The sequence below is a fragment of the Aquirufa sp. TARAVU-A1A genome, from assembly GCF_054558675.1.
In genome coordinates this window covers 147,692-170,233 of sequence record NZ_JBPXKP010000007.1, presented here as the reverse complement: position 1 = coordinate 170,233, position 22,542 = coordinate 147,692, and the positions used below count along the sequence as shown (strand labels likewise).

Sequence of the window (22,542 nt, the reverse complement as noted above, 5' to 3'; positions counted from 1 at the left end):
TGAGAGACCCCACCTAAATTTAAACATGAAAACCCCTAACTTTATTCATGAAAAAGAGTCGAAGAAAATATATTCTCCGACCCCTTAAAATCAATCTAAAACTGTCAACCTATTTTAGGACGACTCAGTCTTGCTTGTAGACCTTGCCGTCTCGCATGACAAATTTCATTTTCAAAATATCAGCTATATTTTGTGTGGGATCCCCATCTACCGCGACAATATCAGCTAGCTTACCTACTTCAATGGAACCGATCGAATCGGATTGTCCTAAAAGATCCGCAGCAGCTACCGTAGCTGACTGAATCGTTTCCATCGCAGGCATTCCAGCCTCATGCATCAGGAGAAACTCATGTAAATTCTTTCCATGGCCAAAGACTCCAGCGTCCGTACCAAAGGCAATCTTCACCCCTGCCTTATAGGCCTTGCCAAAAGTTGACTGAATAATTGGCCCAATCGATTCAGCTTTTTTCTTCACCATTTCGGGATAGTAATTCGGGATTTTTGCGGAATCTGCAACCGAACGACCCGCTATGATTGTTGGGACATAGTAAGTGCCATGCGCTTTCATCAATTCCATCACCTCGGGAGTCATATACGTTCCGTGTTCAATGGAACTTACCCCTGCCAATATCGCACGTTTCATCCCCTCTGCGCCATGCGCATGTGCAGCAACTTTGAAACCATAATCTTTCGCTGTTTGAACAATGGTTCGGATTTCCTCTTCGGTAAACTGGGCGCCCATGCCATCTTTGGCATAGCTTAATACCCCTCCCGTCGCGGTTATTTTGATGAGGTCGGATCCTTCTTTATAACGTTGGCGAACCGCCTTTGCTGCATCAGAAAGGCCATTTACGACACCATCTTCCGGGCCTAAGTCTTTCTTAAAAGTTTCATTAAGACCGTTGGCATCATCCGCGTGACCACCCGTTGAGCCAATAGAAACCCCCGCTGTAAAAATACGTGGGCCGTCAACGATGCCTTTATTGATCGCATTTCGCAGACTTATGACCACATGTGAACCACCTAAATCGCGCACCGTGGTAAAGCCAACATTCAGAGTCTTTTTCGCATGAACCAATGCTTGGTAAGCAACATCGCCTGGGTTTTTCGTAAACCGATCTAAATAGGCATTCGGATTTGTTTCACTTTCCAAGTGCACATGCATATCGATCAATCCAGGCATCACCGTTTTATTTTTCAAGTCAATCACGCGGTCGCCTTTACCTGGCGTGATGTATCCCGGCTGGATACTTTGAATCTTTTTGCCTTCTACAACAATGGTCAAGGCAGTTTGTACTTTTCCGGCCTTCACATCGACCAGTTTACCACAGTATAATAGCGTTTTCTGGCCGAATAAGGCCATAGGTGATAAAATTAAAAGGAGTAAAATCTGCTTCATAGTTTGAGATGGTTTTGTGGTAACGCTGCCGGGGTCTTCAGACCCCGGCAGCGTTTACAATTCTACGCAAAAAAAGAGAATTTTTACAATCAAGAACTGATAAAAAGCAGAATTTTATTAGTTAGTTGATGAATTCAACAACAAATCCACATGATTCCAAAAACTTGGATACGATTTAGCAACTACGCCAGGTTCATGGATGACAATTTCGTGTAGTAAACCCACAGGAGCAAAAGCCATCGCCATACGGTGGTCATCGTAGGTTTCAATTTCAGGTGTAGAATCTGATTGATCAAAAGAACCAGAAACCGTATATAATTCATTTGGCTTAACTTCTACTAGCGTTGAACCCAATTTCTTCAATTCGTTTTGCAAGGCTAATACGCGGTCTGTTTCTTTCACTTTGAGTGATTCCACTCCGGTTAAGTGCAAGACAATATTTTTTGCCGCAGCCACCACACTGATCGTTTGGGCTAGATCTGGACAATCTGTAAAGTCCCAAGACAACTCAGCAACTGCCTCACACTTTGTTAATAAATATCCACGCCCCGTAAAGGTACTTTTAACACCTAAAGGCAACATAATATCACGAATGGCAGCATCTCCTTGCAAGGAATCTTCTTTTAAGCCTAACAACTCCAACGAACTATCTTCGAATGGGGACAACGCCACCATGGAATACCAATAACTCGCTCCAGACCAATCCGATTCTACCGCAAATGGCGCCGCAACGTATTGCTGGGCAGGAATATCAATCAATCCTTTTGACCAATCAACAGAAGCTTTTATGCCAAACTGAGCCATTTGGGCTAAGGTCATTTCCACATAAGGTTTCGAGCCTAATGATCCCGTAATTTGAAGCGCAATTCCTTCAGGAAGTAATGGCGAAATCATTAAAATAGCAGAAATAAATTGCGAGCTCACATCCCCACGAATTGCTAATTCCCGCTTACCAGCGTATTGAAAACCATTCAATTGCAAGGGAGGATAACCTTCTTTATTTTCGTAGGTAATTGAAGCACCCAGGGTGCGCAAGGCGTCAACTAATATTCCAATGGGACGCTCACACATGCGCGCTGTCCCAGTCATCTTTTTAGTAGCTCCGGTAATGGAATAAAACGCAGTCAAGAAACGCATAGTCGTACCAGCATCTAACACATCCGCAACTGGATTCCCAGCATCCGCCAATAAGCGAATCATTGTTTGTGTATCACGCGCTTCCGCCAAATTGCTTAAGTTTTCCTGCGCGCCACCTGCCAATGCATTAATGATTAACGCACGATTACTTTCCGACTTAGAAGAAGGCAAAGGGATGATTTCTTGAAAAGAACTTGTACTAGGAAATAGGCGAATGTGACTCAAAATAAATATACGCTTAACGTAATTTTAAGGTTACTAATGAAATAACAGCAAGAATAATCCCAACAATCAAAAATCGCGTAACAATCTTTGCTTCGTGGTAATTTTTCTTTTGAAAATGGTGGTGCAAAGGAGACATTAAGAAGATTCTTCGCCCCTCCCCATATTTTCTTTTAGTGTATTTAAAATATGCCACCTGCATGATGACCGATAAATTTTCAATTAAAAAGATTCCACACAAAATAGGAATCAACATTTCTTTCCGAATTACAATCGCTAGGGTTGCGATAACTCCTCCGAGCATTAAACTTCCTGTATCTCCCATGAAAACTTGCGCAGGATAAGCATTGTACCAAAGAAATCCGATACAAGCCCCCACGAAGGCGGCACAAAAAACGGCAAGCTCCCCAGAATTTGGAATAAACATGACATTCAAATATTGAGAAATCACTTTATTTCCTGAAACATATGCTAAAATAGCTAATGCGATACCAATGATCACGGAAGTACCTGCAGCCAAACCATCGATTCCATCCGTAATATTCGCCCCATTTGAAACGGCTGTAATGATAAAAATCACGACCAAAACATAGACAATCCAAACATATTCATCCGGAATGAAACTCGGCAACAACATATTATAATCGAAGGAATTCCCCTTCATAAACGGCACCGTTGTCAAGAGTGATTTGTGATCTACAAAAGTTCCATCTACTGCAAATTCACGCACTTTGATGTGTTGATTAAAATACATCGTTAGGCCTACGATGATTCCAAGCCCGATTTGACCAACGATTTTAAATTTACCTGAAAGTCCGTCTTTGTTCTTCTTAAATACTTTAATGTAATCATCCGCAAAGCCAACCGCACCTAACCAAACTGCGGAAGTCATCAAGAGGACAATGTAAACATTGGTGATTTTGGCAAACAATAAAGTGGGGATCAACAAAGACAAAAGGATGATAAAACCACCCATCGTAGGCGTTCCTTTCTTTGCCATTTGGCCTTCTAAACCTAGATCTCGAATTTCTTCGCCGATTTGAAGGCGTTGCAAGCGATAAATAACGGCTTTACCCCAAATCGCAGCAATACCCAATGAGGTAATTACCGCTGCTACGGCACGAAACGTAATGTATTGAAAAACTCCAGCACCCGGAATATTTAAGCTTTTATCTAAGTATTCGAAGAGGTAATAAAACATGCCGTTGGAAGAGTGTTGGGTAAAAAATGTAAACAATTAACAAATTTGCAAAATTTTATGTCCAAATCAAATTTTGGCAAAGGCTTCCGAGATTACCTTTTTATCATCAAAATCATGCTTAACTCCTTGAATGTCTTGATAGGTCTCATGCCCTTTTCCAGCGACAAGGACAATATCACCCGATTGAGCAAGGCGCTGAATCGCATCAAGGATCGCTTGTTTACGATCTGAAATTCGAATAACCTTTGATTCATCCGCAGTCGGAATACCGCCTTGCATCTGATCCAAGATTAATTCAGGATCTTCAAAACGAGGATTATCAGACGTTAATACAACTTGATCGCTGTATTGCGCTGCTAAAGCTGCCATGATAGGTCTTTTCCCCGCATCGCGATTCCCTCCACAACCTACAACCGTAATGATGCGTTGGTGCTTTTGACGAATGGCTTGTATGGTTTTCAACACATTTTCCAAGGCATCAGGCGTGTGTGCATAATCCACAATGGCCATTTTATGATCAGGCCCATGCATTTGCTCAAAACGCCCTGGTGCCGTTCGCAATCCTGAAAGCGCAATCAATACTTCCTCTTTATTTTCACCCAATAAAATTGCTGTTGCATAGATGGCCAATAAATTATAGGCATTAAACTGACCTATCAATTGCGCATGTATTTCGCTGCCGTCTAACTCAAGTTGTAGACCTGATAAAACATTGGCTTTGATTTTTGCCTTAAAATCAGCCGACTCCAAAATCCCGTAACTAGCTTTCTGAGCTTTCGTATTCTGCAACATGACCGCCCCACGCTTATCATCCACATTGGTCAGCGCAAATGCCGACTTCGGTAACGCATCAAAAAACCCTTTTTTCGCTTTGATATAGGCGTCAAAAGTTTCGTGAAAATCTAGATGGTCGCGTGTAATGTTGGAAAAGATGGCCCCTTTAAAGGTCAAACCAAATATTCTCTTTTGAACTACGGCATGCGAACTCACTTCCATGAAAACATGCGTACATCCTGAGGCAAGCATCTCCGCTAGCAACGCATTCAAATTCAAGGCATCCGGTGTCGTATGCGTGGCTGGAATAATTCGATCTTCAATCTTATTTTGTACGGTTGATATCAAACCACAACGATGCCCCAATGCTTTGAACAACTCAAACAACAAGGTAACACTCGTTGTTTTACCATTCGTACCCGTAATCCCAACTAAATTTAATTGAGTAGAGGGATTACCGTAAAATGCTGACGCTACCAAGGCCATCGCTTCATTGGAATCGCGCACTTGAAGAATCAATACTCCTTCAGGCACAGCGTCCGGAATTTTCTCAACAACACATGCTCTACAGCCCTGCGAAAAAACTTGAGGCAAAAATTGATGCCCATCAACTTGAGTTCCTGGAATCGCAAAAAACAAAGAGCCCGCTTTTGCTTGACGAGAATCAAAACACAAATGACTGATTTCTTGATGCCCCCCAACTTGTTGGACTATATCAACGGCCTTAAATAAACTACTTGAATCGTGGGACATAACTTAATGAAGCTGAATAGTGATTAGCGCATTTTTTTGAATGGGAAATCCTGCAGGAATGGATTGCGACTGTACAAATCCCAAGCCTTGTGCTCGAACTTTCAAGCCTTGATTTTCTAATACAAATAAGGCATCTCTTAAATTCATCCCCACAACATTCGCAACCTTTTTGGGTGCAAAACTTACCCCATAATTCTTCACTTCTTTCTTATTCAATTGAAAGGAAAGCCAGCGTCCATCTTCTTCAATGCGTGGAAAACCTAAATTCGAATATAAAATTCCATGATCCAAGGGATGAATCAAATGGCGTAATGAGGCATTGTTCAATGAGTCTGGTAAATACCCCGTGAGTTTACGCTGAATTTTCATATCCCGAGCATAAATATGATCTGAAATATCCTTGAATACGGGAGCAGTTACTTGGCGAGCGTAGGTGCCCTCTGAACCACCTTTTGGATAATTCATTGCAACAAGCATGGTATATTTTGGATTATTGACTGGGAAATAACCTATGAAAGACACATAATAGATTCCTTTTAGATAATGACCTTGTACTAACCTTTGTGCAGTACCTGTTTTACCCGCGATTCCATAAGGCGTTCCATGAAGATTGTTACCCGTACCTCTTTCTACAACTCCCTTCAACATAATCTTCAATTTATCTAATGTCGCTTTTGAACACAATGGTTTCGAATCTCGTTTCTGCGTTTGCGTATAATCAATCACCACTTCATTACCTTGCGTTGCCTTTTTAACAATAATCGGTTGCACCCAGTAGCCATTATTTGCAATGGCATTATAGAAAGACAACAAATGCATTGGAGTTGTGTTGGAAGAGTAACCAACGGAAGTCCACATGTAAGTAATTGCATCCCAATTTGTAGGATTCTGAAATTTTGGCTTGGCTGTACGAGGCTTAATTTGAAAATCCAAAGGGTCGAGCAAATGAAATCCTTTTAAGTAATTGTACCATTTCGATTGTTTAGAACCAAATACACGCTGCATCAATTTAATTGTTCCGATGTTCGAAGAGTGCTCGATTACCCCTTGAGCGGTCAATGTCCCATAATCATGGGAATCGGTCATAGTTCTATTGAAAACTGTATATTTCCCTCCCGTTGTCACCGTTTCCGACAAAGACATTTGCGACTCTTCCATCATGGCCATCATCGCTGGCAATTTAAAAACCGAACCCGGATCATAATCAGATACCTCGATCGCATAATTAACGAATTCCGAATAACCCGTAGGCGATTTCTCATTCTTCATTAAATTCGAAATGGCCTTAATCTCTCCTGTTGTCGTTTCCATAACAATTGCAGTAGCGTAGTCGCCCTTGTATGCATCTAAAGATTTCATCAAAGCCAATTCAACTATATCCTGAATATCGACATCCAAAGTTGTATGTAAATCCAAACCCCGCTGAGGCAATATTTCTTTACTACCATCCAATGGACGCCACATGTTCTTATCCATCTTCTCGAAAATCCCATGACCAGGAACGCCCGACAATTCCTTATCAAAGGAACCTTCAATACCTACGCGCACCTTATCCTTCATGTAGCCAACCGTACGATAGGCCGTTTGACCAAATGGCGCGTATCGAACATTGACCTTATCAAAAACGACGCCCGTCTTAATCGGATTATTCGGATGTAAATTGAAAATCGGAAAGGTCAAAACCTTCTTGCGTTCTTGGTAGTCGAGGAGTCGATTGTTGACCAACAAATAAGGCTGTTTCTTATCAAATGCTTTTTGGAGCTTGTAAAAATATTCATCGGCCGTGCGATCTTGATAAAAGGCCGACAAATGTTCTGCCAGTGCGCGCGCATTGCTTTTATACACATCACGCATTTTTGCGGTTTTAAAAACCGAAAAGTCCATCCCCAAACGATACTTCGGCAGAGAAGTCGCCAACAAACTTCCATCACTAGCATAAATATTCCCTCGAACTGCCTCAATCGAACGTTCCTTAATGTATTTCGAGGAAGCATCCGCCTTTAGCGTGGGCCCATCCACAAAGACAACCTTGAATAAAAAAAACATCAATAGACCGAAAGCGCCTAACATAATGACGAAAAAGCCATTAAAGCGTTTGGTGATTATTTGGCGAATATTTTGTGTTGTTGACTTTGCCATGCCTATTGTTCTTTTTCCGTTTCAGCTACTATTTTAATCGGTGGAGTTAAGCTCACCTCTAACTTATATTTTTTCATCGAGAGGGCTAAATAACTCTGCTTTCCCACTTTCATATATTCCGCCTTCTGCGTCGTATAATTGGCCCGAATTTCTTCCAAATCCATCTTAGCTTTCTCAATTCGATGAATCTTGCTCTCCGCCATCATTGTGTAATAAATGTAAACCATAATTAAGCCGGCGATGAAGACAATCTTTTTCAACAAAGGAATAGGCAATTCCCCGCCTGTCATCGAATCAATATTAAACAATAAATCCATCACACCACTCTGTGGCTTTCCAGCGGGTTCATTAGACTGATTTTTTACTGCATTTGCCATCTTATATTTTGCTAGCGATTCTCAATTTTGCACTCCTAGAACGCGGATTAACTTTTAATTCCTCCTCAGAAGCTGTAATGGGCTTCCGAATTTCACTCTCCAACGGTTTATGCACCACCCCAAACATATCTTTATCCTCTTTGCCAAAACAATCCCCCGTCCGGATATAATTTTTCACCAAACGATCTTCGAGCGAATGAAAAGAAATAACACATAGTCGGCCCTTTGGCGCAAGCACCTTGGGCGATTGCTCCAAAAACTCCTCGATGACTTTCAACTCCTGATTCACCTCAATCCGTATCGCCTGAAATGCCTGAGCGAAATACCGAAACTCTTTATTGCGAGGAGCTAATTTAAACAAAATCTCCTTAAACTCTCCGGTCGTTTCCAGCGGCTTTTGCGTCCTTGCCTGAACAACAGCCAAGGCCAAGGTTTTGGCATTTTTTATCTCTCCATACATTCCAAACAACTTCTGCAAATTTCCTGCAGAATACGTATTCAATACTTCCGCGGCACTTGTCGAAGCCGAAGGCCCCATCCGCATATCCAAGGGTCCATCGAAACGCGTGGAAAAACCACGCTCCGCCGCATCCAATTGAAATGACGAAACACCCAAATCTGCCAAAATCCCGTCCACTTGCTTCACCCCATGTAAGCGTAAATACTTTTCCAAATACCGGAAATTAGCGGTTATCAGTGTTAAACGCTCATCATCGATCAAATCTGCCTGCTTCCATGCATCCGGGTCTTGATCAAAAGCATATAAACGACCTTCCGGTCCTAATGCGGCTAAAATCGCCTTAGAATGCCCCCCTCCCCCGAAAGTAACATCCACATAAATGCCATCAGGTTTAATCGCTAAACCACTCAAACATTCTTGCAATAAAACCGAGGTATGGTAGGAACTTTCAGACATAAACAAATTTACAAATTATCTGTTGGCAAGCATAAGCTTTTTTATCAGGATGTTGATTTTTTTGTGACAAGTTTTATCCCCTATCTTTGTTGAAATTTCCAATCGCCATGAAATCAATCTTATCGCTTCTTTTTTTCATCTTATTTAGCGCATTTTGCCTCGCGCAAGGACCAGTTAGCGGACCATGGCGGGGAGAAATTGACCACATTGGCGGTAAACTTCCATTCAATTTCATCGTCAAAAACAACAAACTCGATATACGCATGCAAAACGGTTCCGAGATTGCCAATCTTGGAGACGCCCATTTCAGAGGCGATTCGCTCGTCATTCCTTTTGAATTATACGATTCAGAACTCGTAGGCGCATTAAAAAATGGCAAATCCCTGACGGGTTTTTGGCAAAAAAAACGCAATGGGAAAACACTTTATCGTATTCCCTTTCAAGCATCAGCAGGCAGCAACGAGCGCTTTACACATACAAAACCAGCCAAAGTTCAGGTGAGTGGGAAATATACCGCCGACTTCTGGTCTGATGAAACTAACCACAGTCCGGGTGTTATGCTATTGAACCAACAAGGCTCGAAAGTCACTGGAACAGTTTTAAAGACCAGTGGCGATTATCGATTTTTACAAGGAAATATTAGTGGAGACAGCTTATTATTAAGTTATTTCGATGGGAGTGGCATCATGCAGTTCCGCAGCAAAATAACAGGCAAACAAATCGAAGGACAATTTTTCTCCGGCCTAGCAGGCAAACGCAATTTCAAAGCAATTAAAGATGACAAAGCTAGTCTCCCTGACCTCAAAAAACTTACTTTCTTGAAGCCAGGATTTGATCGAATCAACTTTAGTCTACCCAACCCAGCTGGCAAAACGATTAGCCTTCAAGATGAGCGCTACAAAAACAAAGTTGTGGTCATCGAATTAATGGGATCATGGTGCCCGAATTGCCTCGATGAATCGCGTTTCTTAGCACCCTATTACAAAAAAATGAAGGACCAAGGCGTAGAGGTAATCGGGCTTGCTTTCGAATATTCCCCCGAATTAAGCATTTCTGGCCCCAAAATCGAAAACTTCAAAAAGCGTATCGGTGTAGAATATGAAATTTTATTTGCAGGCCAACCGAATGACGAAACCATCGCTCAGGTATTACCTATGTTACATAAAATCAATGGGTATCCTACAACATTTATCCTAGATAAATCAGGCAAAGTACGCGAAATACATACCGGTTTTTCAGGCCCCGGAACAGGTGTTTACTACACGGATTGGATTCACGAATTTGAACAAACTATCCAATCACTCCTGCATGAAAAATAAATTCTTGGGTTTCCTTTTATTAATTATCAGTATCCCAAGTCTTGCCCAAAATAAAGCTTGGTATTACGTCGCTGGCTTATCAACAGCCAGTGCCATCCTATACGGTGATTTCGCCAAAAACGAACAACAAAACTATTATCAAAATAACTTACAAAGTTTTCATTCTTCCGCCGACGATGTTTTACAATACAGCCCGACACTTATAAATCTAGGATTACATGTGGCGGGACTAAAAGATAATCAAAAGCCCAAAGAGCTAATCGCCGTATTTTTAATTGGAACCGGAACCTATACCGTCATGACCCAGGGCTTGAAATATGCGATCAATGAAACGCGCCCTGACGGCACCGACCATAGTTTTCCTTCTGGACATACCGCCACTGCATTTTTCGGGGCACGAATGCTTGATCGATCCTTTGGAAAGCAATATCCCCTAATTTCCGTAGGAGGATACGCGCTAGCTACAGCAACAGGAGCGCTGCGAATCGCAAATAATAAACATTGGGCTACAGATGTCGCCATGGGGGCTGCCATTGGAATCGCCTCCGCAGAAATCGCGCATTGGATCTACCCAAAACTCAAGAAATCGTTGGATAAAACGAGTTTAAACTGGGAGCCTATTGTTGCCCCCAACTACTACGCTGCCCGTGTCAGTTATGCATTTTAATGAACCAATAAATAGGTAGCAGCTCCTGCAAAATAGCCTAAAAGCGCTAAAAAACCGATTCTTTTGGCATACCACACGAAATCGATTTTCTCCATTCCCATAACTGCTACACCCGCGGCGGAACCAATAATCAAAATACTCCCGCCCGTACCAGCACAATATGCTAAATATTCCCACATCGCATGATCCAAAGGAAATTGTGCCAATGGATACATCCCCATCGTCGCCGCAACTAACGGTACGTTATCTACAACTGAAGAGGCAATTCCAATCACGGTGACAATAAAAAATTGATTCCCTAAACTGCACTCGAGGTATGCAGCCAATTGGCCTAAATACCCAAAGGATTCTAAAGCACCAATCGCCAGCAAAATTCCCAAAAAGAACAAGACACTTGACGTATCAATTTTGGTCAATGCATGACCAACTGTGTAGGGCTTTTTCGTTTCCTCATCCTTGTCTGAATGCAAAAACTCAGACAAGATCCAAACCAAACCTAAGGCCAACAAGATTCCCATGTAGGGAGGCAAATGGGTCAAGGTTTTAAAAACAGGTACACCTAATAAACTTAAAACGCCCGCAAATAACATGATACGCCCATGACGTTCCTCCTCAGCTGTCATTGATTTCTCTTCTTGAATCACTCCCAAAGGACTCTTTCGAACCCAAAAGGCTGCTGCAGATAATGGAACCAACAAAGAAACAACCGATGGAACGAATAAACTCTTAACGATTCCCCAAGCAGAAATCTGCCCACCAATCCACAACATCGTCGTTGTTACATCACCAATTGGAGACCAAGCTCCTCCCGCATTGGCGGCAATAACCACAACACCCACGAAATATTTGCGTGTAGCTGTGTCGGAAACAAGCTTTCGTAATAAAGTAACCATGACGATTGCCGTGGTCAAATTATCTAAAACCGCCGATAAAAAAAAAGTCAACAAACCTACAATCCACATCATGGTAGCTGGATTTTTGGTTTTGATTAATCGGCTTACAAAATGAAACCCTTGATGCGCATCTACCAGCTCGACAAGCGTCATGGCACCTAATAGAAAAAATAAAATCTCTGAAGTGGATCCTAAATGATGCGAGAGCGATTCTAAATCATGTGGACCACGAACGAGTGCATAAACCACCCAAACCAAAACACCCGTCACTAAGGCAGATGCCGTTTTATTGATTTTAATCGGATGCTCAAACGCAATAGCTAGATAGCCGACAATAAATATGATAACAGAAATAATTTCCATGCGGTAAATATAAAAAAGAAAGTCAGGGTTTTATGTCCCTGACTTTCAAATATAAATCAATTTAATGAGCTTACTTCAACTTAGCAACGGCCGTTTTAATACGCTCACAAGCCTCTTCTAATTGCTCATCCGCCGCAGCTGTAGAAATACGCATACAATCTGGAGCACCAAAACCTGATCCTGCTACCGTAGCCACATAAGCTTCGTTCAATAACCAAGTACAGAAATCATCTGAATCGTTGATAGTAGTCGTACCGTCCGACTTTCCGAAATAATAAGAAATATCTGGGAATGCATAAAATGCACCATCCGGCATATTCACTTTAAATCCTGGAATATCACGTAATTTACCTACCACTAATTTACGACGACGATCATAAGCCGCTTTCATTTCATAAGCATGATCCAATGAACCATTGAATGCAGCAACGGCTGCTTTTTGTGCAATTGAATTCGTTCCCGATGTCACTTGACCTTGTAATTTCTCTACACCATCCGCGATCCATTTCGCAGCAGCAATAAATCCAATACGCCATCCCGTCATCGCATGACCCTTCGCAACCCCATTTACCGTGATTACGCGATCTTTAATTTCAGGAATAGATCCGATTGAAAAGTGTCCCCCTTGTGTAAAGTTGATGTATTCGTAAATCTCATCCGCCAATACAAAAATATTTTCGTGACGCGCTACCACATTCGCGATATCACGTAATTCTGATTCTGTATAAACTGAACCCGTTGGGTTGTTTGGCGAAGCAAACATCACCATTTTCGTTTTCGGTGTAATCGCTGCCTCAAATTGTGCCGCTGTTACCTTGAAATTATTATCAAATGCTCCTTGAACAATCACCGAAACACCATCGGCTAATTTGACCATCTCCGAGTAAGAAACCCAATATGGCGAAAAGATAATTACCTCATCACCCGGATTAATCAAGGCTGCAATGGCATTCGCTAATGAATGTTTTGCTCCTGTAGAAACTACAATGTTCTCTGAACCCCACTCTAAACCATTATCACGCTTCAACTTGTTTGCAATGGCTAAACGCAAATCTGGATAACCTGCCACGGGCGAATAACCATGAAAACCATCATCAATGGCTTTTTTAGCTGCGTCACAAATGTGTGCTGGTGTTTTAAAATCAGGCTCTCCTACGGAAAGGCTAATTACTTTGTGACCTTGCGCAGCAAGTTCACGCGCTTTCTTTGTCATTCCCAACGTGGATGACTCTTCTAATGCTTGAATGCGTTGGGCTAATAAGGATGACGACATAATATATAAATACAAAGGTTGAATTCGGGCGCAAATTAGCTATTTAAACGCTGAATAGCTAATAAAATTCAGAAAAAGCGCTTAATGTTGTTGGCTTAATTTCGAATAGAAGCCTTTGGGATTCGCTAATAATTCCGCATGCGTTCCACGCTCAACAATCTCGCCTTTATCAACGACCAGAATCTGGTCGGCATGTTGAATCGTACTCAAACGATGAGCAATAACAAGTACCGTCCGATTTTTCATCAAATTACCCAAAGCAGCTTGTACCATTTTCTCCGATTCATTGTCCAAGGCACTCGTTGCCTCATCCAAAATCAAAATGGGTGGATTTTTCAATACAGCACGTGCAATGGAAAGCCGCTGACGTTGACCTCCTGATAATTTTGACCCTCGATCTCCGATGACCGTTTGATAGCCCTCCGCACTTGATTCAATGAATTCGTGCGCATTGGCAATTTTGGCAGCCTCGATAACCGCCTCCATAGGAGCCTCCGTACCAAAGGCAATGTTGTTATAAATTGTATCATTAAACAAGACTGACTCCTGCGTCACTATGCCCATCAAAGCGCGTAAATCTTCCAACGGAATCTGTTTCAAAGGGATACCATCAACCGTTATCTTGCCTGCACTCGGATCGTAAAAACGTGGCAATAAATCTGCCAAAGTAGATTTTCCACCACCAGAAGCACCTACCAAGGCGATGGTTTTGCCTTTGGGAATATCAAAACTTACCGACTTTAACACGGAACGCCCTTTGACATAAGCAAAACCCACCTCCTCAAACGAAATTTTATCCTTAAATTCTTTCACGGGATGAACAGGTTCTTCCACTTGAATCTCAGAGTCCGTATCCAAAATTTCAATAATTCGATCAGCGGATGCAACTCCGCGCTGTATACCCGAAAAGGCATCTGCAATCGCTTTGGCAGGACGCATAACCTGTGAAAAAGTCGCAATGAAAGCAATAAATGTGGACGCACTTAATTCTCCATCGCCCGCAATCACCAAACTACCCCCATACAATAAAATACCTGTGACGACCAATACCCCCAAACTCTCCGAAACAGGCGATGTCAATTCTTGACGAAAAACCATCCTCAACAATGAATTCCGGTAGCGATCATTTCCTTCCTGAAAACGCGCATCCATGACCTTCTCCGCACGAAAAGCCTTTACGACGCGCATGGCACCAAAGGTCTCATCCAACAAACTAATTAATCCACTTAAATGCTGTTGCACTTCACCCGCCGCACGACGTAAACGGCGCGTGATGGTCGCAATCACCCCGCCTGATAAAGGCAAAATGATAAGCGAGAACAAGGTTAATTTCCCCGACATGCTCGCAAGGAAAACGAAAAACATGATCAGTGTAAAGATTTCTTTGAAGGTTGCTGTGAATGCCCGACCAATACTGTTTTCCACTTCTTGTACATCCGTGGTTAAACGTGACATCAAATTACCTTTACGTTGCTCTGAAAAATAACTCAAATCCAATCGGATTGCCCGAGCAAATACCGCTTGACGCAAAGAAGCAATCATATCCGCCTCTACCGTTTTTAAAACGCGCTGAGATAAATAACGAAAGATATTCGCCAAAACTACCGATATCATAATCGCCGCACAAGCATATTGCAAGGCTCCTAAACGCCCATAAGCCTCAAGCGCCCCGTAAAAAAAATGATTGAACAAAAAGGAAAAATAACTTGGACTCAGCGAAAATGCAGGCAATACGCGATATAAAACGGCTTGATTCGTAGATGCCTGGTTGAACAAGACATTCAACAAAGGAATCAACAAGGTAAAATTTAGGATTCCAAAAAGACTGGCCAGCAACGAAAAACTAAAATATGGGAATACATATTTTCGAATCGAAACGGCGTAAGACAATAAACGTAAATATGTTTTCAAGGAATCTATTTCAAAATTTGGCTTAAATTACGACAATTTTCAGAAACAATTTGCTTACAAGATCCGATTATCCCCTCGTTTCCATTGTGATGGCTTGCTACCAAGGTGAAAAATACTTGGCCATTCAAGTCGAAAGTCTCCTCGCGCAAGACTACCCGAATTTGGAATTTATTTTTGTAGACGATGCCTCACAAGACGGCACTTGGGCTATTTTACAAGGCTTTGCTCAACAAGATTCCCGGATAAAAATCACGCAAAACGCCGCGAACATGGGTTATCGGAAAACGTTTGAAAAAGGAATACACTTGGCCACAGGAGAACATATTGCCCTTTCCGACCAGGATGATTATTGGTTACCCAATAAAATATCGAAACTTGAAGCAGCGATTGGGGATGCGTCGTTGATATATGCTGATTCAGATTTAGTGGATGCGGCAGGAAAACCGACGGGACAAAAAATGTCTGATATCAAGAGCCAAATCGCTTATGATAGCCCGCTCATGTACACCTTTGGGGCTTGGGCACCCGGGCATAGCATGTTGTTCAAACGCGACTTGCTCGAATTTGCGCTTCCAACTGTTGAATTTGTCACACACGATTATTTGATTGGTTTTGCGGCAACTTGTGCAAATGGAATCGCCTATTTGCCGGAGTCATTGGTTCATTATCGCCAACATGAAAGCAATACGATTGGAGCAGATTTAAAAAAAGCCAAAAAGACAAAGCTGACACGCCAAGAGCGTAATGCGCGTATTATTGCTCGCTTGAATTTATTGCAAAGTAGATGTCCAGCAGGCAGGGAGCAACAGGTTTTGCACGATTTTTATTTGGCATGTAAGGGCTCAAATCTAATCGATCGAATCAAAAGAGTTCGGATTGTTTTAGCGCATCGGGATAGCATGCTGGCTTACAAAGGCAAGTCGGCCTTCGGGAAATTCGCCTATTGCTTTAAATTGTTTTTCGCGCTGTACTAATGCGGTAATACCAATTCTTCAACTGAACGAATAAAGGGATTTTTTGAGGAACCAATGGCCCATCAAATCGCTCTCCCCTCCGAAGGTAGTATTTCGAAAGGGTACTTGAGGTCATTCCCCATTTGCGAATAAACTGATAATAACCCCGGTTTTGTTTGACGCGTTTGACGGAAATGGAACCAAAATGGTAAACGCGGCTTTGGCCTAAACCTTTAAAAAGTCGGACCCCAGCTTGCCACAATTTCATCGAAAAATCCGGGTCAGAATACATTCCAGGTGTAAATTCGACACTATAACCACCTACAGCATCCCACATTTTCTTGTGCACCACATTCGGCGGCCAGGTCGCTCCTTGCCAATCGGCTTTCTCAAACGTATCGAATTCAGCCAGCAAGCGCGCCTCCTCAAAAGTATCCATGTTCGTACCAAAATTCGCTTCAATCGAGCAATTACTCTGCGCGCGCGGCTCAATCATCGTAGAAGAGATGAAAAAATATTCATTTGGACAGGCTTGAATTTCCTTTTGCAATAAAAGGTCCCAGCCTGGTAACGTGTACATGTCGTCGTTTATATATAACAAATAATCCGCCTGCGCCAATTCACGCATGGCATTCATCGCATGACAAACGCCCACATTCGAAATGGAATGCGTATAGGCAATATCTTGCTGTTCGCGAACCCATTCCAAAGAACCATCTTTCCCCTCATTCAAATGGACAATTAGCTCAAAAGGAACAACGCTATGTTCACGAATACTGCGAATGCATAATTGCAAAAACGCCAAATTATTCCAACTCGGGATGAGGATGGAAAAATAAGGATTTGAAGGTGCCTTGGCAGCCGGGAAATATTGAATGGGCTCCACTTATATTTGCTTATAATTTCGATATTCACCGATCCGCCAACCGGTCCAATCTTCGATTTGTTGCAGGACTTTGCGTCGCAAACTCATCTTATCTCTTAAAACCTTGGGATCAAATTGAAAAGGCCATTGCATCCGCGTAATGCGAGCTTGCGCCGCAAGTGGATGTGTCCCTTCAAAACGGGTTAAACGTTCCGCATTTTCATAATCAAACTGATAATCGGCAGGGACATTTTCTGCCAACCACGCATCATCATGATAGAATTGCGTAAAATTTCGAACTTTATTATTCAAACCTTGGGGCGGTTTAACCCAGCCATAATGGTAGATGGATGCGTCAATTAATTTGGCATGAATCTTCTTCCCAGCTTTGCGGAATCCCTGCGCATCCTTGTAGGAATGGACGGCAGGATCAAATTTCACTACCCGAATTTCTCTGCGATACCACCGACGGGAAACGGCGACATAATCGTAAGACCCATAAAAATGTTTGTAATGAAATAGTAAACCTTCTACAGCAGGATTGTCCGAATGCGTTTGCATCGCAGCCACAATGTTAGGCAAATCATCCTCATGCACACATTCGTCGCCTTGAATGTAAAATGCCCAATCTGTATCCGGCGAAATGGCTTGATAGGCTTTATCTGTTTCCAATGCAAAAACACGACCGCCTTCACGGGCTGATTCATCCCATACAGTTTCAATAATTCGAATTTTATCAGAAGGAATGGCTTGAATTAGTTCGAGGGTCCCATCCGTTGAATTTCCCACAGCCACAACAAATTCATCACAAATAGGCAAAATGGAGTTGATTGCCTCCACGATGGGGTAGTCATTTTGAACCGCATTTCGAATAAAAGTAAATCCGGCTATTTTCATTCCTCGTACTTGACTTTAATGCCATGATAACGCTCTTGCTCTACATAATCTTTCCGCAAAGGATGTCCCTCCCAGTCGGCAGGCAACAAAATGCGCGTTAAATTCGGATGACCTGTAAATTGAATACCAAAGAAATCAAAGGCCTCCCGTTCATGCCAGTCGGCCGTTTTCCAAATACCCGATAAACTAGGGACCTCTGGTTTTTCACGATCAATGATAACCCGTACGTGTAAAGTCACATGAAAAGGAATCGAGTAGAGTGTATAGATTACTTCCATTTGGCCTGAATCAACTCCCAAATCAATCGCTGTCACACAAGACAAGGAATCAAAATAGGTATTCGGATTGCGCCAAAGGAAATCACAGACGGCCACAAGGTCCTGGCTCGCAAGGGTTAATTGGCCTGATTTTTCATTCAGCTCAACCTTTACTCCTGTTTGTTCAATTAATGCTACGAGTTCTTGCAAATCCATGATGTTACGATATGGCGTCTAAAATGCGCTGAGGAACCACCAAGGTTTCCCGATTGATTTTCTCTTGTAATTTCAAAATTCCACCGATGAGCGCTTCTGGACGCGGAGGACAACCTGGCACATATACATCCACGGGGATAATTCGATCTACGCCTTTCACCACATGATAGCCATGCTCCCAATAGGGTCCACCGCAATTCGCACAGGATCCCATCGAAATCACATAGCGAGGTTCAGGCATTTGTTCGTAAAGCCGACGAATACGATCCGCCATCTTAAAAGTTACTGTGCCCGCAACAATCATCACATCAGATTGACGAGGGGAAGGCCGAGGAAATACACCAAATCGGTCTAAATCATACCCTGAAGCAAATGTTTGCATCATTTCAATCGCGCAACAAGCTAAGCCGAAACTCATCGGCCATAAAGAGCTTGCACGTGCCCAGTTGAGTAAATCCTCCACTTTGGTGATTACAAACCCTTCTTCCTGAAAATGTTGGTCCAACAAACTCTTCATCTAGCGTATAATGGTTAATGAACCTACCACATCGGGATAGTCGGCGTTAGGTTTGATACGGTACATATAAACACCTGTGGGCAATAATTTACCATCTAATTTTCCTCGGAAGGGTCTTTCTTCGTATGTTTCTCCGGTTCCTTCGAATACGGGCACACCCCAACGGTCAATGACCGTGATGGTAGCTTCTGGATAAGAGGAAATATTATCGATTGACCAATAGTCATTTAAATCATCCCCATTGGGAGTAATGGCATCGTAAGGCTTAACTCTTGCCAGGATGATTACGTCGATCGAGGCAAAGGTATTACATCCAATGCTTGGAGCTTTCCCGGTTATAAAAAATGTTGTCTTGAAGGCATTCCCACCTAAGTCGCCTAATTTTTGAACATCAAAATAGGGTTGCAATAAATGTGAACCATCGTGCCCAGCTTGGTCAACCATGCCTAATGCGGGTGTCCAAGTCCATTCGATGAGCGGACTTAATGATCCATTAACGGGGACGAGAATCGGTTTGATTACTTCTCCTGGTTCAGGCGAAAACATCAATATTTTGGTATCCGTAGCAACCCAAACATCTTTACATGGATCTTTTGAAACCGCTTGTCCAAATGCCAAATCGCTCATGCTTACGAGCAGCATGATACAAACTAGTTTCTGATAAAAAGTAGAGATTGACATAAAGGAATTCAAGATACGCTTTAACGGTTTTGTAAATATACCTAAATTCACAAAAAATTTGTTCAATGTCGGTAGGCCATTTTTTCGATACGGATCTTTCGCAATTACGCGGCATGACTCCCACCCGTCTCAGTTTACTCCAAACGGAGCTGGGTTTATTTACCTACGGCGACCTGATTCAGTATTATCCGTTTCGATATGAGGATCGAACTCAAATCCATCGGATTGCAGATATCAGCGAACAAATGGAGCATGCGCAGTTTATTGGCCGCATTCGCTACAAGGAAAAACTAGGAAATGGAGCTAAACAACGGATCGTCGCGGAATGTTGTGACGAAAGCGGTTGCATTGAACTCGTTTGGTTTCAAGGGGTCAAATGGCTAGAAAAGTCGCTCGTCACAGGGGTTGATTATTTATTTTACGGCAAGCCAACTTCCTTCAATGGTCAGATGCAAATGACGCACCCTGAAATGGAAGTGTACAAAGGTGTCAATCACAGCGACAAGTTTTACCAACCCGTGTATTCGCTCACAGAAAAACTGCGCAAAAAATATATCGATAGCAAGGTGATTGCAGGCTTACAGCGCACCTTGCTAGGGGCGGCTTTCTCACATATTCGAGAAACTTTGCCCATGGAAATCATTCAGCAATTTCGCTTGGTTTCCAAACAAGAGGCGCTGTACCACATCCATCACCCACAGAGTGAAAATTGGTTGCATCAGGCGAGGCGCCGACTGAAATTTGAGGAATTATTTTATAATCAATTACGCCTGATCAAACAAAATTTGGTCCGTAAAGAACAATTCCCGGGTCAGGTATTTGCATCAGCAGCTTTGCTAACGACCTTTTACCAAGACCATATGCCTTTTGATTTAACGGGCGCGCAGAAAAAGGTTATTCGAGAAATCTTTCAAGACATGAAGTCGGGCAAACAAATGAACCGACTCCTTCAAGGGGATGTGGGCTCAGGGAAAACCATAGTTGCCTTTATTTCCATGTTACTTGCCATTGATAATGGTACGCAGGCATGTATTATGGCGCCTACGGAAATATTAGCGGATCAGCATTACCAGGGTTTAAAGAAATTTGCGGATGCCCTTGGTATCACCATTGCGAAACTAACAGGCTCAGTCAAGAAAAAGGATCGTGTGGGTTTACTCGAAGACTTGGCATCTGGTGATCTCAAAATACTGGTTGGGACCCATGCCATTTTTGAAGATGTGGTTCAATTTAAGAATTTAGGACTTTGCATCATCGATGAGCAACATCGATTTGGTGTAGCCCAAAGAGCTAAACTTTGGGATAAAAACAAGGCGATTCATCCCCATGTACTTGTCATGACCGCCACCCCAATTCCCCGAACGCTAGCGATGACGCTTTATGGTGATCTTGATGTGTCGGTGATTGACGAATTACCCGTAGGCAGAAAACCGATTCAAACAACACATCGTTATGATAGCCATCGTTTGCAGGTCTTTGCTTTTATTGAACATGAATTGGCCAAAGGCCGACAAGTCTACATCGTCTATCCCTTAATTGAAGAATCTGAAAAAATGGATTTCAAAGATTTGATGGATGGCTACGAAAGTATTTCGCGCGCATTCCCAGAGGTGCCTTTGGGGATATTGCATGGAAAGATGAAACCGGCCGACAAGGATATTGAAATGGCACGTTTTGTCAAGAATGAAACGAAAATCATGGTGGCCACGACAGTGATAGAAGTTGGGGTAAATGTACCCAATGCCTCCATCATGATCATCGAAAGTGCAGAACGTTTTGGTTTATCGCAATTGCATCAGTTGCGCGGCCGGGTAGGCCGGGGAGCGGAACAGAGTTATTGCATTCTCATGACGGATTATAAGTTGAGTGCTGACACGAAGAAACGAATTGAAACGATGGTTCGAACCAATAATGGCTTTGAAATCGCGGAAGTGGATTTACAATTACGTGGACCCGGGGATATTACAGGTACGCGCCAAAGTGGGGCGATTGATTTGATGATTGCCGATTTAGCGAAGGATGGTGAGATACTAAAAGTTGCGCGGGAAACGGCAATCAAGATTTTGGAGGAAGATCCAAATTTGGCATTGGACCGACATCTGATGATTCGCGAACAGGTAATGCATCAACGAAAAGAGACGACAAACTGGGCGCGAATTAGTTAGCGTCCCTCTCTTACCTTTGGCAATCCTCCAAGGTTTGCCAAAGGTACGTGGGAATAATTTAATTTAGGTTCGGATCATCTGGATAAGTTGATAAAACGCGAAAATTACCACCTTTCTGATAAAGTACCCTCCTCCATAATTTAGCGGGATCCTCCTCAAAAACATCACTAATCCGCGCATCCGATACAATCCATGCATTCGTTTTCAATTCGCGGTCTAATTGGCCCGCCGACCAGCCAGAATAGCCAATAAAAAATTTAATCTCTTGAAAAGATATTGTGCCATCCACGACGGCTTCAATCGCTTGCTCAAAATCTCCCGCCCAAAATAATCCCGGACTAATTTCTTGTCCACCTTGAATTAAATCAGGCCGGCGGTGAATGAACTGTAAAATCGTTGGATCCACGGGACCTCCTGCAAATAGCGGAATTTCACCCATGACTTTGGCATCCATAATAGAATCCAAAATCACCTCCTGTGGCTGCGTTAGCACCAAGCCAAAAGAATGCGAACTCGTATGTTCACACAACAAAATCACCGCACGTTTAAAAGAGGGATCCTCTAAAAAAGGCTCGGAGACCAATAATACACCTGGTTTCAAGTCAGATGGGCTCGGCATAACAAAGAAATTTGTAAGTTTGTCGAGA

Annotated in this window: 20 protein-coding genes; 4 read left to right on the top strand and 16 right to left on the bottom strand. The window is 42.6% G+C overall.

The features are described from left to right. Positions 1 to 124: 124 nt before the first annotated feature. The 7 genes from V7S75_RS10820 to rsmH form a co-directional block, all read right to left on the bottom strand. Positions 125 to 1,399, bottom strand: a complete 1,275-nt coding sequence (locus tag V7S75_RS10820) for a metal-dependent hydrolase family protein (RefSeq protein WP_459513829.1) — start codon at positions 1,397 to 1,399, stop codon at positions 125 to 127. 117 nt (positions 1,400 to 1,516) lie between these two features. Next, entirely contained in the window at positions 1,517 to 2,761 is a 1,245-nt protein-coding gene (locus V7S75_RS10815; protein ID WP_459513828.1) for a 3-phosphoshikimate 1-carboxyvinyltransferase, read from the bottom strand. 13 nt (positions 2,762 to 2,774) lie between these two features. Continuing rightward, positions 2,775 to 3,959 carry a phospho-N-acetylmuramoyl-pentapeptide-transferase gene (gene mraY, locus V7S75_RS10810; protein ID WP_459513826.1) on the bottom strand — a complete coding sequence of 395 codons (1,185 nt, stop codon included), beginning with the start codon at positions 3,957 to 3,959 and terminating at the stop codon, positions 2,775 to 2,777. 66 nt (positions 3,960 to 4,025) lie between these two features. Beyond that, on the bottom strand, positions 4,026 to 5,486 hold the full coding sequence (locus V7S75_RS10805) for a UDP-N-acetylmuramoyl-L-alanyl-D-glutamate--2,6-diaminopimelate ligase (RefSeq protein ID WP_459513824.1): 1,461 nt from the start codon (positions 5,484 to 5,486) through the stop codon (positions 4,026 to 4,028). 3 nt (positions 5,487 to 5,489) lie between these two features. Next, positions 5,490 to 7,625: a penicillin-binding protein gene (locus tag V7S75_RS10800; protein WP_459513822.1), complete on the bottom strand. Its 2,136-nt coding sequence runs from the start codon at positions 7,623 to 7,625 to the stop codon at positions 5,490 to 5,492. A gap of 2 nt (positions 7,626 to 7,627) precedes the next feature. Further along, positions 7,628 to 8,002, bottom strand: a complete 375-nt coding sequence (locus tag V7S75_RS10795) for an FtsL-like putative cell division protein (protein ID WP_459513820.1) — start codon at positions 8,000 to 8,002, stop codon at positions 7,628 to 7,630. Position 8,003: 1 nt separating this feature from the next. Then, positions 8,004 to 8,918: a 16S rRNA (cytosine(1402)-N(4))-methyltransferase RsmH gene (rsmH, locus tag V7S75_RS10790; protein ID WP_459513818.1), complete on the bottom strand. Its 915-nt coding sequence runs from the start codon at positions 8,916 to 8,918 to the stop codon at positions 8,004 to 8,006. Positions 8,919 to 9,025: 107 nt separating this feature from the next. On the opposite strand from rsmH, the gene V7S75_RS10785 reads away from it, so the two are divergent. Together V7S75_RS10785 and V7S75_RS10780 are read left to right on the top strand one after the other, a co-directional pair. After that, entirely contained in the window at positions 9,026 to 10,237 is a 1,212-nt protein-coding gene (locus V7S75_RS10785; protein WP_459513816.1) for a peroxiredoxin family protein, read from the top strand. Then, a complete protein-coding gene (locus tag V7S75_RS10780; protein ID WP_459513815.1) occupies positions 10,227 to 10,904 on the top strand; it encodes a phosphatase PAP2 family protein in 678 nt (225 codons plus the stop codon). Before V7S75_RS10785 ends, V7S75_RS10780 begins: the two co-directional genes overlap by 11 nt. On the opposite strand, the gene nhaD is transcribed toward V7S75_RS10780, so the two are convergent. The 3 genes from nhaD to V7S75_RS10765 all read right to left on the bottom strand — a co-directional run bounded on the left by nhaD (position 10,901) and on the right by V7S75_RS10765 (position 15,344). Continuing rightward, positions 10,901 to 12,160 (bottom strand): sodium:proton antiporter NhaD, encoded by a 1,260-nt coding sequence (gene nhaD, locus V7S75_RS10775; RefSeq protein WP_459513813.1) that lies wholly within the window; start codon positions 12,158 to 12,160, stop codon positions 10,901 to 10,903. The genes V7S75_RS10780 and nhaD overlap by 4 nt on opposite strands. A gap of 70 nt (positions 12,161 to 12,230) precedes the next feature. Then, on the bottom strand, positions 12,231 to 13,433 hold the full coding sequence (locus V7S75_RS10770; RefSeq protein WP_459513811.1) for a pyridoxal phosphate-dependent aminotransferase: 1,203 nt from the start codon (positions 13,431 to 13,433) through the stop codon (positions 12,231 to 12,233). Between the two features lie 81 nt (positions 13,434 to 13,514). Then, on the bottom strand, positions 13,515 to 15,344 hold the full coding sequence (locus V7S75_RS10765) for an ABC transporter ATP-binding protein (RefSeq protein WP_459513809.1): 1,830 nt from the start codon (positions 15,342 to 15,344) through the stop codon (positions 13,515 to 13,517). A gap of 50 nt (positions 15,345 to 15,394) precedes the next feature. On the opposite strand from V7S75_RS10765, the gene V7S75_RS10760 reads away from it, so the two are divergent. Next, positions 15,395 to 16,318 carry a glycosyltransferase gene (locus tag V7S75_RS10760; RefSeq protein WP_459513807.1) on the top strand — a complete coding sequence of 308 codons (924 nt, stop codon included), beginning with the start codon at positions 15,395 to 15,397 and terminating at the stop codon, positions 16,316 to 16,318. Here the strand turns inward: V7S75_RS10760 and V7S75_RS10755 are convergent. The 5 genes from V7S75_RS10755 to V7S75_RS10735 are packed head-to-tail and all read right to left on the bottom strand — an operon-like array spanning position 16,293 to position 19,691. Beyond that, positions 16,293 to 17,183: a glycosyltransferase family 2 protein gene (locus V7S75_RS10755; protein ID WP_459513805.1), complete on the bottom strand. Its 891-nt coding sequence runs from the start codon at positions 17,181 to 17,183 to the stop codon at positions 16,293 to 16,295. The two genes, V7S75_RS10760 and V7S75_RS10755, sit on opposite strands and share 26 nt — an antisense overlap. Then, entirely contained in the window at positions 17,184 to 18,059 is an 876-nt protein-coding gene (locus V7S75_RS10750) for a glycosyltransferase family protein (protein ID WP_459513803.1), read from the bottom strand. Continuing rightward, a complete protein-coding gene (locus V7S75_RS10745) occupies positions 18,056 to 18,532 on the bottom strand; it encodes an NADH-quinone oxidoreductase subunit C (protein ID WP_459513801.1) in 477 nt (158 codons plus the stop codon). The genes V7S75_RS10750 and V7S75_RS10745 overlap by 4 nt, the downstream gene beginning before the upstream one ends. 4 nt (positions 18,533 to 18,536) lie before the next feature. Continuing rightward, positions 18,537 to 19,049: an NADH-quinone oxidoreductase subunit B gene (locus V7S75_RS10740; protein WP_459513799.1), complete on the bottom strand. Its 513-nt coding sequence runs from the start codon at positions 19,047 to 19,049 to the stop codon at positions 18,537 to 18,539. Continuing rightward, entirely contained in the window at positions 19,050 to 19,691 is a 642-nt protein-coding gene (locus V7S75_RS10735) for a gliding motility-associated C-terminal domain-containing protein (protein WP_459513797.1), read from the bottom strand. Between the two features lie 104 nt (positions 19,692 to 19,795). Here V7S75_RS10735 and recG point away from each other — a divergent pair, with 104 nt between their 5' ends. Then, positions 19,796 to 21,895 carry an ATP-dependent DNA helicase RecG gene (recG, locus tag V7S75_RS10730; RefSeq protein ID WP_459513796.1) on the top strand — a complete coding sequence of 700 codons (2,100 nt, stop codon included), beginning with the start codon at positions 19,796 to 19,798 and terminating at the stop codon, positions 21,893 to 21,895. Positions 21,896 to 21,953: 58 nt separating this feature from the next. Here recG and V7S75_RS10725 read toward each other — a convergent pair whose 3' ends face one another. After that, a complete protein-coding gene (locus V7S75_RS10725) occupies positions 21,954 to 22,514 on the bottom strand; it encodes a YqgE/AlgH family protein (protein WP_459513794.1) in 561 nt (186 codons plus the stop codon). Between the last annotated feature and the right edge of the window lie 28 nt (positions 22,515 to 22,542).